Source organism: Streptomyces sp. NPDC001606 (assembly GCF_053596835.1).
Genome location: NZ_JBSFHC010000010.1, coordinates 198,280 through 211,623, shown reverse-complemented (window position 1 = coordinate 211,623; position 13,344 = coordinate 198,280). Strand labels below are relative to the sequence as shown.

11 protein-coding genes and 1 tRNA gene are annotated in these 13,344 nt (G+C 72.8%); 6 read left to right on the top strand and 6 right to left on the bottom strand.

Translation table 11 applies throughout. The annotated features are described in order from the left end of the window. Positions 1-6 precede the first annotated feature (6 nt). A complete protein-coding gene (locus ACWCV9_RS20190; protein ID WP_450788352.1) occupies positions 7-1,410 on the top strand; it encodes a dihydrolipoamide acetyltransferase family protein in 1,404 nt (467 codons plus the stop codon). A gap of 61 nt (positions 1,411-1,471) precedes the next feature. On the opposite strand, the gene ACWCV9_RS20185 is transcribed toward ACWCV9_RS20190, so the two are convergent. Both ACWCV9_RS20185 and ACWCV9_RS20180 read right to left on the bottom strand, forming a co-directional pair. Next, positions 1,472-3,877 carry a hypothetical protein gene (locus ACWCV9_RS20185; protein ID WP_450788350.1) on the bottom strand — a complete coding sequence of 802 codons (2,406 nt, stop codon included), beginning with the start codon at positions 3,875-3,877 and terminating at the stop codon, positions 1,472-1,474. 2 nt (positions 3,878-3,879) lie between these two features. Then, positions 3,880-3,951 (bottom strand) — tRNA-Lys (locus ACWCV9_RS20180). 115 nt (positions 3,952-4,066) lie between these two features. On the opposite strand from ACWCV9_RS20180, the gene murJ reads away from it, so the two are divergent. Continuing rightward, positions 4,067-5,725, top strand: coding sequence for a murein biosynthesis integral membrane protein MurJ (gene murJ, locus ACWCV9_RS20175; protein ID WP_450788349.1), 1,659 nt, complete (start codon positions 4,067-4,069; stop codon positions 5,723-5,725). 455 nt (positions 5,726-6,180) lie between these two features. Then, entirely contained in the window at positions 6,181-6,699 is a 519-nt protein-coding gene (locus tag ACWCV9_RS20170) for a hypothetical protein (protein WP_450788347.1), read from the top strand. Between the two features lie 76 nt (positions 6,700-6,775). On the opposite strand, the gene ACWCV9_RS20165 is transcribed toward ACWCV9_RS20170, so the two are convergent. The 3 genes from ACWCV9_RS20165 to ACWCV9_RS20155 form a co-directional block, all read right to left on the bottom strand. Next, positions 6,776-7,690 (bottom strand): DUF1648 domain-containing protein, encoded by a 915-nt coding sequence (locus ACWCV9_RS20165; RefSeq protein WP_450788346.1) that lies wholly within the window; start codon positions 7,688-7,690, stop codon positions 6,776-6,778. Between the two features lie 149 nt (positions 7,691-7,839). Beyond that, positions 7,840-8,187 (bottom strand): GntR family transcriptional regulator, encoded by a 348-nt coding sequence (locus ACWCV9_RS20160; RefSeq protein ID WP_450788344.1) that lies wholly within the window; start codon positions 8,185-8,187, stop codon positions 7,840-7,842. Positions 8,188-8,317: 130 nt separating this feature from the next. Further along, positions 8,318-9,220 carry a D-alanyl-D-alanine carboxypeptidase family protein gene (locus tag ACWCV9_RS20155; protein ID WP_385841634.1) on the bottom strand — a complete coding sequence of 301 codons (903 nt, stop codon included), beginning with the start codon at positions 9,218-9,220 and terminating at the stop codon, positions 8,318-8,320. A gap of 187 nt (positions 9,221-9,407) precedes the next feature. On the opposite strand from ACWCV9_RS20155, the gene ACWCV9_RS20150 reads away from it, so the two are divergent. Together ACWCV9_RS20150 and ACWCV9_RS20145 are read left to right on the top strand one after the other, a co-directional pair. Continuing rightward, positions 9,408-10,091 (top strand): GntR family transcriptional regulator, encoded by a 684-nt coding sequence (locus ACWCV9_RS20150; protein WP_450788342.1) that lies wholly within the window; start codon positions 9,408-9,410, stop codon positions 10,089-10,091. Next, positions 10,088-11,395 carry an MFS transporter gene (locus tag ACWCV9_RS20145; protein ID WP_450788341.1) on the top strand — a complete coding sequence of 436 codons (1,308 nt, stop codon included), beginning with the start codon at positions 10,088-10,090 and terminating at the stop codon, positions 11,393-11,395. The genes ACWCV9_RS20150 and ACWCV9_RS20145 overlap by 4 nt, the downstream gene beginning before the upstream one ends. Positions 11,396-11,493: 98 nt before the next feature. Here ACWCV9_RS20145 and ACWCV9_RS20140 read toward each other — a convergent pair whose 3' ends face one another. Continuing rightward, a complete protein-coding gene (locus ACWCV9_RS20140) occupies positions 11,494-12,318 on the bottom strand; it encodes a maleylpyruvate isomerase family mycothiol-dependent enzyme (protein ID WP_385841638.1) in 825 nt (274 codons plus the stop codon). 221 nt (positions 12,319-12,539) lie between these two features. Between ACWCV9_RS20140 and ACWCV9_RS20135 the strand changes: the two genes are divergently transcribed. Further along, complete coding sequence (locus ACWCV9_RS20135; RefSeq protein ID WP_450788339.1) at positions 12,540-13,334, top strand: carbon-nitrogen family hydrolase; 795 nt, start codon at positions 12,540-12,542, stop codon at positions 13,332-13,334. Positions 13,335-13,344: the final 10 nt, after the last annotated feature.

Sequence of the window (13,344 nt, the reverse complement as noted above, 5' to 3'; positions counted from 1 at the left end):
AGGGTCGTGACGACGATGACGGAAGCGTCCGTACGCGAGTTCAAGATGCCGGACGTGGGCGAGGGCCTCACCGAGGCCGAGATCCTCAAGTGGTACGTCCAGCCCGGCGACACGGTCACCGACGGCCAGGTGGTGTGCGAGGTCGAGACCGCCAAGGCGGCCGTCGAACTCCCCATCCCCTACGACGGCGTGGTCCGCGCACTCCACTTCCCCGAGGGCACCACGGTGGACGTGGGCACCTCGATCATCGCCGTGGAGGTCGCGGGCGCCGCCCCGGCGCAGGCACCCGCCGCCCAGCCCGCCGCCCAGCCCGCCGCGGAGCCCGCGGCACCGGCGGAGGAGCCCAAGCCCGAGGGCCGCAAGCCGGTCCTGGTCGGCTACGGCGTGGCCGCCTCCGCCACCAAGCGCCGCCCCCGCAAGGGCCCCGAGGTCACCGTCCCGGCGGCCGCGCAGGCGCTCCAGAAGGAGCTGAACGGCCACAGTGCCGTGCCGCAGGACCGCCCGCTGGCCAAGCCGCCGGTGCGCAAGCTGGCCAAGGACCTCGGTGTCGACCTGGCCACCGTGGTCCCGTCCGGCCCGGACGGCATCATCACGCGCGAGGACGTCCATGCGGCGGCCGTGCCGAGGACCGCGGAGCCGGCCGCCCCGGCGGCGCCGGTCACCCCCGCCCCGGCCGCTCCGGCGCCGGCGGTCACGTCGTACGACACGGCACGCGAGACCCGGATCCCGGTCAAGGGCGTCCGCAAGGCGACGGCGCAGGCCATGATCGGCTCGGCGTTCACCGCCCCGCATGTCACGGAGTTCGTGACGGTGGACGTGACCCGCACGATGAACCTGGTCGAGGAGCTGAAGCAGGACAAGGAGTTCCAGGGCCTGCGCGTCAGCCCCCTCCTCGTCATCGCCAAGGCCCTGCTGGTCGCCATCAAGCGCAACCCCGAGGTCAACGCGTCCTGGGACGAGGCCAACCAGGAGATCGTGCAGAAGCACTACGTCAACCTGGGCATCGCCGCGGCCACCCCGCGCGGCCTGATCGTGCCGAACATCAAGGACGCGCACGACAAGACCCTGCCGCAGCTGGCCGCCGCGCTGGGCGAGCTGGTGACGACGGCCCGCGAGGGCAAGACCTCCCCGGCCGCCATGCAGGGCGGCACGGTGACCATCACCAACGTCGGTGTCTTCGGCGTCGACACCGGCACGCCGATCCTGAACCCCGGCGAGTCGGCGATCCTCGCGGTCGGCGCGATCAAGCTCCAGCCGTGGGTCCACAAGGGCAAGGTCAAGCCGCGCCAGGTCACCACCCTGGCCCTCTCCTTCGACCACCGCCTGGTCGACGGTGAGCTGGGCTCCAAGGTCCTCGCCGACGTGGCGGCGATCCTGGAGCAGCCCAAGCGGCTGATCACCTGGGCGTGAGGCGGTAACACCGCACCACCCCGAGGGGGCGAGCGCGACAGGCTCGCGGCCGCCCCCTCGCTCAGCCCCGAGGCGCGGGCTCCACGCGGAACCAGTGGCCACCGGTGCTCCAGCCCAGCAGGCGTCGGCCCGTGCCCGCGTCGGCCGGGGTGCCGGCCAGGGCTTGGCTCAGGCCGGTGAGGGCCGGGGCGAGACGTCCCGCGACATGCCAGGGCCGACGGGCGGTCTCCTCGGCCAGGCGGCCGACGGTGCGCCGCTGGGCGTCCGGTGGGCACAGCGACAGGAAGAACACCATCTGCCGCCAGGCGTAGGCGACGTCCTTGACGGTGCCGAGCGGGCGCGGGTGGTGCTGCACCTGCCCGGTGAGCCGGCACACGGTGCCGAAGCAGCGCAGCGCCAGCTCGTCCCAGCCGATGCCGGGTTCGATGCCCGCCCGGTGCACGAGCGTGGCCAGGTTGTGGGTGGTGAGGATCTGCGCCTGCTCGATGACCGTCCCGTTCCGGGCGACCCAGGAGGTGGATGTCCCCGCGCCCGGCGCGAACCGTTCCGCCCGCTGTTGGCACAGCGCGGCGAAGCCGGGCGACGTATGCGCCCCGCCGGACGGGAACGGCCCAGGGGAGCGCAGCGCCGTGTTCCCCGCCTCCACGATCGCGAGGTTGCGCAGCGCCCGGTAGTCGATCGCGTAGTACCGCTCGTAGAGGGAGCCGTGGAGAAGTTCGGCCGCGACCCGCGCGGCCGTCAGGAACTTCGGGCTGAAGGTGCCCATGAAGATGTCCGCCGCGAGTTCCTCGGTGAAGGGCGCCCCCAGCTCGGCCTGGCGGGCGAGCACGGACAGCTCGCGGATCAGCGGGTTGGGCAGGATCGTGCCGGGGAAGGCCCGCACCGCGAGCCCGCCCAGCTCGCGCAGCGCGGCGGCCGCCACCTCGTCCGCCCCGGCGTCCGTCCGGTGGGCGGCGACGGCCCGGACCCAGGGGAGCTCCTCCACCCGTATCTGCCGCTCAAGGTTGAGCAGCAGCAGGGAGCGGCGGTTGCGGAACGCCCGGTAGTTCGCGGCGGCCAGCGAGCGAAGAGCCGGTTCACGGTGGGCCGCGGCGGTGGTGGCGGCGACCAGCTGGGGGACCAGCTCGGCAAGGACCTCCGCCGAGGGTACGACACCGCGGTCCACGAGCGTCCCGACAGGTGCGCTCAGCGCCGCCTCGACCGGCCGGCGCACGGCCGGCGGAATCACCGCGCCCACCGGCACAGCGGCGCCGCCGGGCACACCTGCGCCGCCGGGCACACCGGTGCTGCCGCGTACCCCCGTCGCGTCCGGCACGGCCGTGGCGGCGGCCTCCTCGGCGCTCACCGGTGCGACGGCCGCCGCGACATCGCTCACCCCGTCGTCCCCGGGCAGGCCGGACAGCCGCTCCAGCACCACACGGGCCACCGCATGGTGCGAGGGCAGTGCGGCCTGGGCGGCCTGCGCCCGGCGCAGTGCGGTGTGCTCCGCGGAACCGGGCAGGCCGCGCCGCCGGACCATGGACGCGACGGCGTGCCGCACCAGCCCGAGCCGCCGCGGTGCCGGCTCCCTCCCGGCGACGACCTCCGCCAGCGCCCCGCACAGGATGCCCAGGTTCTCCTTGGGCTTGCGGTGCTTGGTGCAGTGGGTGTGGCGCCGGGCCAGTTCGCGGTAGCGCCGCAGCAGTGCGGCCGAACGGGCGTGCCAGTCGCCGTCGGTGGCGCGCGGGAGGCGGACGTACCCGTGCTCGTCCGTCACCTCCAGCCAGTGCCGCAGCAGTTCGTCGCCGAAGGGCTGCCAGACGGCCAGGGCCTCGCGCTGGGTCTCGACGGCCGTGCTGGGCTGCCGGCGGGCGAGCGCCGCACGGGCGTCGGCGACGGTGGAGCGGTGCACGGCGTCGGGCCGGGGCGCGGGCCGGTCGGCCGGCCGCGGGCAGAACCGCAGCCGGTCCGCGAACGGGGCCAGCTCCTCGACCAGGTCCAGTGCCGCGTCCGTCTCCCCGGCCCGGACCAGCCAGGCCACGGTGAGCAGGGCGGCCTCCTCCGGCACGGTCACCTCGTAACGGCCGCTGTCGAGAAGGCCGTAGAGCTGCGCGAGTCCCTCCTCGGTCAGGAAGGAGGCGAACAGCGCCTGCCGCTCCTCCCGGACGCCGGCCCGGCGGGCGGCGGCGATCTCGTGGGCGAGCAGGGGACCGCCGGCGCTCGGCCGGCCGGTGGCGAAGCCGCCGCGCACCACCTCGGGCGTGACCCAGGCGGGCAGTCCGGCGACGGGGGTGCGGGAGCCGATCGTCAGCCGGCCGCTCGCCATCCCGTCCAGGACCGCACGCCACCTGCGGCCGCGTTCCTCGCCACGGCGGCGGGTCTCGGGGTCCGGGTGGGTGGCGGCCGTACGGAACGCGGCGGCCAGCTGACCGGCCGCGTATCCGGGGTTCGCCTGCGCGAGGTGCTGCTGCTCAGCGTCGTCCTTCATAGCCGGCATGGCGGGTTCCGCCCCCGCGCCCTCCGGGTGAAGAGCCCGGTGCTCTGCTGCTGAGCTACATGCCGATGTCCCGAAGCTAGACGGCGGGCCGCTGTCGTACAAACGGGTTTTCGCCGCGCAGGCCGGAGGCGTCGATCACCTCGCCGGGAGGGGACCACGGAACTGCCGTAGATTGACCACATGTTGACGGGGGCGAAGGAATCGGCTCGGCATGCGAGGCGGCGGACCGCGGCGGACGGGGGCGGGCTCGCCCGGTCGTCCGCGCTGATGGCCATGGGGACCGTCGTGTCCCGCGGGACCGGGCTGATCCGCAACGTGCTCCAGGCCGCCGCGCTCGGCACCGGTCTCCTCGCCACCACGTACAACACGGCGAACACCGTGCCGACCAGCCTCTACACCCTGATCGTCGGCGGTGCCCTGAACGCCGTGCTCGTGCCGCAGCTCGTACGGGCCCGGAACACCCACCCCGACGGCGGGCGGGCGTACGAGCAGCGGCTCGTCACCCTCGTGGTGACCGTGCTGGCCGTCGGTACGGCCCTGGCCGTGTGGGCGGCGCCGGAGATCGTGGACCTGTACATCCGCGACACACCCGACAGCCACCAGGCATATCAGCTGACCGTCGTCTTCGCCCGGTTCCTGCTGCCGCAGATCTTCTTCTACGGCCTGTTCTCCATCTACGGCCAAGTGCTCAACGCGCGCGAGAAGTTCGGCGCGATGATGTGGACGCCGGTGCTGAACAACGTGGTGCTCATCGCCATGTTCGGTGTCTACCTCGGCATGATGACCGTGCCGCACACCGTCGCCGACGTCACCCACGCCCAGGTGCGGTGGCTCGGCGTCGGCACCACCGCCGGTATCGCCCTACAGGCGCTGGCGCTGCTGCCCTTCGCGCGTGCCGCCGGTTTCCGGTTCCGGCCCCGGTTCGACTGGCGCGGCACGGGGCTCGGCTCCGGGATCCACGCGGCCAAGTGGACGCTGCTGTTCGTGCTCGCCAACCAGGTCGCGCTGACGGTCGTCACCAACTACGCCAACGCCGCCGACCGCGCGCTGCCGAACGCGGGTGTGGGCTACACCGCCTACAGCTATGCGCAGACGATCTGGCTGCTCCCGCAGTCGATCGTGACCGTCTCCCTGGTCACCGCCCTGCTGCCGCGGATGAGCAAGGCCGCGGCGGACGCCCGGATCGAGGATCTGCGGGCCGATCTGTCGCGGGCGCTGCGGATCAGCGGGGTGGTCATCGTGCCCGCCGCCTTCCTGTTCGCCGCCCTCGGGCCGCAGATCGCGACGCTCCTCTTCGCGCACGGCACCGCCGACCCGGCCTCCGCCCGGCCGCTCGGGCACATGCTCCAGGCGTTCGGGCCCGGGCTGATCCCGTTCTCGGCCCAGTACCTGCTGCTGCGCGGCTTCTACGCCTTCGAGGACACCCGTACGCCCTTCTTCATGGCCGTGTGGATCGGCGCCGTGAACATCGCCCTCGCCACCGCCTGCCATCTGCTGCTGCCCGCGCAGTGGGCGGTGACGGGGATGGCGGGCGCGTACACCGTCTCCTACCTCGCCGGACTCACCCTCACCGCCCGGCTGCTGGCCCGCCGCGTCGGTGGCCGGCTGGACGACGGCACGCTGCGCACGACGTACGCCAAGCTGCTGTGCGCGGGCGGCGCGGGAGCGGTCGCGGGATGGGCGGCGGCCCGGGTGAGTACGGGGGTTCTGGGCGGCGGTACGGCGGCAACCGCGCTGGCCACGGCCGCGGGCATCCTCGCGCTGGGCGCGGTCTTCCTGCTGCTGGCCCGGGTGCTGAAGATCGCCGAGCTGCGCCGGCTGCCCGGGTTCCGGTCCTGAGCCGGATCGGTACCGGATCGGTGCGGGGTCGGTGCGGGATCGCTGCCGGGTCGCTGTCGGCCGCTGAATCACGACCTGACCCTGACGCTGGGTCAGGGGCGGCTCAGGGTCGGGCTAGGGCTGTCACGGATAGTGCTGGGAGGGCCACGGGCGGCACGCTGGTGTCATGTCGAAATCGCGTGTCGCTCCGGTCCGTTGGTCCTCGTTCGTGCGTCGTCTCGCCGGTGCCGCAGGCGCGGTGGCCCTCGCCGGTACGGCGGTGGTGTGCACGGCGGGAGCTGCCCAGGCGACCCCGGCCACCTCCACTCCTTCCACGCCTTCCACCGCTCCCGCCCGGCTCCACTGCTTCCGTCGGCTCCGCCGCCTCGGCCGCCGACTTCCGTGACTGCCCCTCCCTGCCCGCAGGCGTCGACCCGGCCCGCTGGAGATGCGAAGTCCACACGGCCGCGCCGCGGTTGACCCTGGGCAAGGTCGCGGTGGACCTCGCGCCGATCACCATGACGCACGCCGAGGGGCCCATGCCCGACGGCGGCAACGGGCAGGTGTGGGGCGCGATGCACACCACCCCGACCGCTGTGCCGGGCGGGTTGACCGGAACCCCGGCCGGTGACCGCTCGCCGGTGCTGGGACTGGCGATACAGCCGGAGTACGGCGGGCGGTCCGACTTCTACACCGGGACGTTCAGCCTGCGGTTCCGGCTGCTGAGCCCGATGCTGCCGCAGGGCTGCACGGTCGGGGCGAGCGCGCCGGTCGACTTCCGGCTGAAGCGCTCGGGCCCGTCGAAGTGGATATCCCAGGACCCGCCGGTGATCGAGTTCTCCGCCTACGACGACACCTTCACCGCCCCGGCGGCCGAGCACTGCGGCCCACTGGCCGGGCCCCTCAACCGCAGGCTGGGGCTCCCGGCGGACAGCGGCAACCTGCTGTCGTACGACGCGTCCTACACCTTCAGGACATACGACCAGCTGCGCTGAGAGAGGAGTCCGACCCTGGCCGGCGACCCGGCCTTCGACCCCGGCCAGCGGGCCCCCGGCCCTCGTCCCCGGCCGTTCAGGCCGACTGCCGTGTCCGCAGGGTGTTCAGCAGGGCCGCGCCCCGCTCCGCGTCGTCCACGCTCACCGCGAAGTCGGTACGGCGGCCCCGGGGCCGTATCACCAGGCAGTCACCGGCGCGGAGCATGACGGTCGTGCCGAGGCCGCTGAAGCGGTATCCCCAGCCGCCGACCTGGGCCGGCCGGCGCTGCTCGGCACGGGCGGACTCGATGGCGGCCGCGGACCAGTGGCGGGCGGGCCAGCCGAGCGGGCCGAACGTCACGTCCAGGCCGGCGTCCGACACCTTGGCCTGGACGGAGGAGCAGGCGGCGCCGGTGAGCGAGATGACGGTGCCGGCCACCAACACGGGCCAGAGAAGGGAGGGAGAGGCCAGACCGAGGGCGAGTGCCACCAGCGCGGCGACGACGATCAGGCCGGTCAGCGCCGCCATCAGCTGGAGCCAGGGGTTGGCCGTGCGGGAGAACCACACCACCCGCTCGTCCTCGGCGAGGTCCAGCCGGGGACCCGTCGCCGGGGCCGTGGTGGGGGCGTAGCGGACGGTCAGCCGCCAGGCTCCCACCCCCGCGAGGGCGGCCAGGACCAGCATCGCCACGATGCCCAGGACGGGCTCGCGGGCCTCGTGCCAGTCGGCGCGGTCCAGGTTCGCGCGGACCACGCAGAGCTGGGCGCCGGTGAGGATCACCGCGGTGGGGGCCAGCGCGATCGCCACCCAGGGGCGGGGCGAGGGCCAGGAGCGGCGCCACCGCACGCTGATCGCGACGGCGAGGAGCAGCCACAGCGCGGCCGGGAAGAGGGAGGCGGTGGGCAGTGGCATCGAGCCGTCGGGGGCGGCGCCGCTGCTCCAGTGGGTGGCCAGCCGGTCGGGGAGCCGGTCCCGCACGGCCCACGGCAGCCCCGCGATCAGCGCGGCCACGGCGGCGACCCCGGCCGCGCACGCCCCACGCCGAGCCCCACGCCCCGGGTCCCACCCTCTGCCCCGCCGCCCGTCCTGTCCCCCGTCCTGTCCCTGCTTCCGTCCGCGGTCGTGCTCTGTCGCGGTGTCGTCGGGCACTGGCTCGTCCGTCATGACAACCCCCGGATCATGTCGATGAGATCGGTCCGGCTGTAGCCCAGCCGGGAGGCCTCCGTGACCAGTTCCCGCACCTTGATCTGGAGACCGGAGTGCCGGGACGCGTCCTCGGCGACGGTGATGCCCCGGCCGCGGCGGAACTCCAGCAGGCCCTCGTCCCGGAGTTGGCGCAGGCCGCGCAGGACGGTGTTGACGTTGATGTCCAGGGCCGTCGAGAGGTCGCGGGCGGAGGGCAGGCGGTCACCCGGGCGGCACTCGCCGTCGGCGACGGCCCGCCGGATCGCGGCCGCGACCTGCTCGTGCAGGGGGCGGGTGTCGGTCTTGTCCAGGCGCAGCAACATGGTGCTAATGACACTAGCACCATTCATTCCATCCGTCCTGGCAATGCGGTGGCTCCGGAAGGACCGGGCAGCAGAACGGGCCCGCAGCCGGGGGCTACGGGCCCGTCAGGGCCTCGGAGGTGAGGAGGGGTCAGCGGAGCCGGGCGAAGCCGTAGTCGAGGAGCTTCGTGGCGTCCTTCGCGCGCTGTGCGTACGAGGAGGAGGCCAGGACGGTGCCGATGACGGTCTTGCCGTGGCGGGTGGCGGCGAAGACCAGGCAGGCGCCGGCCTCGGGGCCGGAGCCGGTCTTCACACCGATGGTGCCGCTGTAGCTGGACAGCAGCGTGTTGGTGTTGGTCCACGGGGTCATGGTGCGGGTGCTGCCCGTCCTGGTGACCGTGTGGGCCGTGTAGGACTTGGTCTTGACGATCGTGCGGAACGTGGCGTTCTTCATCGCGCTGCTGGCGATGGTCGTCAGGTCGCGCGGGGTGGAGTAGTTGTTGCCGTTGCCGATGCCGTCGAAGGAGTCGAAGTGGGTGTTCTTCAGCTTCAGGCTCTTGGCGGCCGAGTTCATCTTGCCGATGAAGTTGGAGACGCGCGCGGCCCGGGTCTTGCCGGAGCCGAACGTGTCGGCGAGGGCGTAGGCGGCGTCGCAGCCGGACGGCAGCATCAGGCCGTAGAGCAGCTGGCGGACGGTGACCCGGTCGCCGACGATCAGGTGGGCCTGGGAGGCCTGGTTCTTGACGACGTAGTCGCTGTACGCCTTCTGGATCGTCACCTTGGCGTTCAGGTTGAGGTTCGGCTGCGCGAGCACGACCTTGGCAGTCATGATCTTGGTCGTGGAGCCGGTGGAGCGCTTGGTGTCCGCCGCCTTGGTGTACAGCGTCCTGCCGGTGGCGTTGTTCATCACATAGCCGCCCTTGGCCACGATCGAGGGAGTCGTGACGGCCTGGGCGGGTGCAGCGGTGAGGGCACCGGTGGCGAGCAGGGCGCCGGTCGTCACGGCGGCGGCGGTTGCTCTGCGAAGGCGGGTGCCCTTGATGCCGGTAATCAAAGTGAAGTACCCCGATTGTCTGGAAATCCCCTGGAATGCGGCCCAGTTGAGGTGAAAGGAGCGGGGCCGCATATGTGTGACACGTAAGTAGCACAGAAGGTTGTGCGGTCGCTGCGGGCGGTCTGGGCCGCGTCCGCATGATGGACGGCGGCAGTGCTTGCGTACGTGTTGTATCTATGCTGTGGGCATGAACACGGCCGTTCAGCAGACCGCCCCCCCGACCCCACAGCCCCTCAAGCAGCCGCCCGCCGCCGACCGCGTCTACGCCCATGTCAAGCAAGGAGTCCTCGACCGTCGCTACGAGGGCGGGACGCTCCTCACGGAAGGGGAGCTGGCCGAGGCCGTCGGGGTCTCCCGTACGCCCGTCCGGGAGGCGCTGCTCCGGCTGGAGGCCGAGGGGCTGATCCGGCTCTACCCGAAGAAGGGCGCCCTGGTCCTGCCCGTCTCCGCGCAGGAGATCGCCGACGTGGTGGAGACCCGGCTGCTGGTGGAGGAGCACGCCGCCCGCAAGGCCGTACCCGCCCCGCAGGGCCTGCTGGAGCGGCTGGCCGAGCTGCTGGAGCAGCAGAAGGCGCAGGCCGCCGCCGGTGATCTGGCCGCCGCCGCGGTGACCGACCGCTGCTTCCACGCCGAGATCGTCCGCAGCGGGGGCAACGAGATCCTGTCCCGCCTCTACGACCAGCTGCGCGACCGGCAGCTGCGGATGGGCGTCGCCGTCATGCACTCGCACCCCGACCGGGTCGCCAAGACGCTCGCCGAGCACGAGGAGATCCTCCAGGCGCTGCGCGCCGGGGACGCGGAGGCGGCCGTCGGAGTCGTGCACCGGCATGTGAGCTGGTTCTCGCACCTCGCGCGGGGTGAGGTCCGATGAGCACGCCGGCCAGGAACGCCACCCTTCCGGGTGATCCGCCGGGCGGCCGTCGTGCGCTCGCCGTGTGGTCCATAGGCGTCGCCGTCTACTTCGTCGCCGTCATCTTCCGTACGTCGCTGGGCGTGGCGGGGCTGGACGCGGCGGACCGCTTCCATGTCAACGCGTCCGCGCTGTCCACGTTCTCGATCCTCCAGCTGCTGGTCTACGCCGGCATGCAGATACCCGTCGGCCTGCTGGTGGACCGGCTGGGCACCAAGAAGGTGCTCAGCCTGGGGGCGGTGCTCTTCACGGCCGGGCAGCTGGGCTTCGCGTTCTCGCCGACGTACGGCACCGCGCTCGCCTCCCGGGCGCTGCTGGGCTGCGGAGACGCGATGACCTTCATCAGTGTGCTGCGGCTCGGCACCCGCTGGTTCCCGGCCCGGCGCGGGCCGCTGGTCGCCCAGTTCGCCGGGCTGGCCGGTATGGCGGGCAACCTGGTCTCCACCCTCGTCCTCGCCCGGCTGCTGCACGGCCTCGGGTGGACCCCGGCGTTCGCGGGCAGTGCGCTCGCCGGGGCCGTCGTCCTCGTCCTGACGCTGCTGTTCCTCAAGGACCACCCCGAGGGGTACGACCCCGAACCCTCGCCGCACCAGGGCTCGGCCTATGTGCGCCGGCAGATCGCCGCCGCATGGCGGGAACCGGGGACCCGGCTCGGGCTGTGGGTGCACTTCACCACCCAGTTCCCGGCGATGATGTTCCTGCTGCTGTGGGGGCTGCCGTTCCTGGTCCAGGCGCAGGGGCTCAGCCGGGCCACCGCCGGTGAGCTGCTCACCCTGGTCGTGCTCTCCAACATGGTGATCGGGCTCGTCTACGGCCAGATCGTCGCCCGGCACCATGCGGCGCGGCTGCCGCTGGCGCTGGGCACCGTGGGGGTGACCGCGCTGCTGTGGGCGGCGACGCTGGGCTATCCCTCCGTGCACGCGCCGATGTGGCTGCTGGTGGTGCTGTGCGTGGTGCTCGGGGCGTGCGGACCGGCCTCGATGCTCGGCTTCGACTTCGCCCGGCCGGCCAATCCGCCCGAGCGGCAGGGCACCGCGTCCGGGATCACCAACATGGGCGGTTTCATCGCCTCGATGACGACGTTGTTCGCGGTCGGGGTACTGCTGGACGCGACCGGGGACGACTACACCGTGGCGTTCAGCGCCGTGTTCGTGCTCCAGGCGCTGGGGGTCTCGCAGATCCTGCGGTTGCGGGGGCGGGCGGCTCGCCGGGAGCGGGAGCGGTTGGTCGCCAGCCGGGTGGAGACGGTGCATGTGCCTGCCTAGGCGCCCGGTGCCGGTGGGGGACGAGCTGGGGGCTGCCGCCCCCAGATCCCGTTCCGACCTCAACGGCGGGATGGCCCGCGGCTAGCGCCGATGCGCGCCTACGGCGTCACCGCGAAGTTGCGCAGGATCGCCGAGGCCAGGTCCTGGTCGCCCTCCGTCTTGATGCGGTCGGCGGCCGCCTCCGGGGTCACCCGGCCGCAGGCCAGGCGGACATAGGTCTCCCAGTCGAGGGCGAGCGCGGCCACCGGGCCCAGGGCGGGGGCCGTCTCCAGGGTGCCGCGGCCCTGGATGTCGACGCGGACGGTGCGCAGGAACTCGATGGGGCCGTGCACGTCGAAGACGATCGCCGAGCTGCGCGGCGCGTTCGCGTCCTTGGCGACGACCTTCGGGAGCGCTTCGAGGAGGACGTCCCGGGCGATGTGCGCGCCCGGCGAGTCGAGGTTGCCGGGGCGGCCGAGGGCGGTGCGCAGGTCCTGTTCGTGGACCCAGACGTCGAAGGCGCGGGCACGGTAGGCCTGTTCGACGGTGATCTCCGTGCCCAGCGGGCCGCGCACCAGGGCGTCGGGGGCGCGGTTCTCGTTGCGCAGCTGGCGGTTGCGGCGGATGACCGTGTACTCCAGCTCCGCCGTCATCTCGGGCGCCGTGTGGTGGCGGCGGACGTCGACCTGCATCTCCATGTAGCGCTGGTGGTCGGTGGCGACGTGGAAGAGGTCGCGGGGCAGCGCGTGGATCGGGCGGGGGTCGCCGAGCATCTCGCAGTCCAGGCCGATGACATGCGACACGATGTCCCGGACCGACCAGCCGGGACAGGGGGTCCGCCGGTTCCACTCGCCCTCGACCAGTGACTGCGCCATCTCGGATATCGCCTCGATCGAGTGCGACCAGGCGTCGGCGTAGGGCTGGAGGGTGGGATGCAGACTCACGGAACGGGACCCCTCGGCGGTCGGTACACGGGCAGGTTGTGGAGGCGTTGCCAGCGGGCGGCGGCTGCACTTCGGCGGGCGTCTTGAGAGTCCCCCAGGTTCTCGGCTGAGCTCGAACAGGGAGTGCCCCCAAGTTACGCTGCTGGCAGGCACCCCGGCAGTGCTTTCGTGTGACGATCGTAGGCCCGTGTGGACGGGTCGAATGCCAGGACGGTGGTAGTGTGCGCGCCTCTCTGATCCAGATCGCCGTGGACGAGGGCGAATCGGTCGCCTCACGCAGACAGCGCGTGGCCGCGCTGGTGCGGCAGCAGGCCGGTGCCGACCTCGTGGTGCTGCCCGAGCTGTGGACCACCGGCGCCTTCGCCTTCGAGGAGTTCGGCCGGGAGGCCGAGCCGCTGGAAGGGCCGACGTACGAGGCGATGGCCAAGGCGGCGAGCGACGCGGGCGTGTGGCTGCATGCCGGGTCCGTCCCGGAGCTGGACGCGAACGGAACGCTCTACAACACCTCCCTCGTCTTCTCCCCCACCGGGGAACTGGCCGCCTCCTACCGCAAGATCCACCGCTTCGGCTTCGACAAGGGCGAGGCGGTGCTGATGGGCGCCGGGCAGGACCTGGTGACGGTACGGCTGCCGGAGACCACGGTCGGCCTGGCCACCTGCTACGACCTCCGTTTCCCCGAACTCTTCCGCGGACTCGTCGACGCCGGCGCCGAACTGCTGGTGCTCCCGGCGGGCTGGCCCGAGCGGCGGCGCGCGCACTGGACGCTGCTGGCTCAGGCGCGGGCGGTGGAGAACCAGGCGTTCGTACTCGCCTGTGGAACGGCCGGGACGCATGCGGGAGTTCCGCAGGCGGGTCACTCGATCGTGGTGGATCCGTGGGGCGAGGTGCTCGCCGAGGCGGGGCACGGCGAGGAGGTCCTCACGGTCGACCTCGACACCGCGAAGGTCGCGGCCACCCGCGAGCAGTTCCCGGCGCTGAAGGACCGGGTGCTGGGCCTGGAGCGGCCCGGGCGGTGACCCCGCCGGG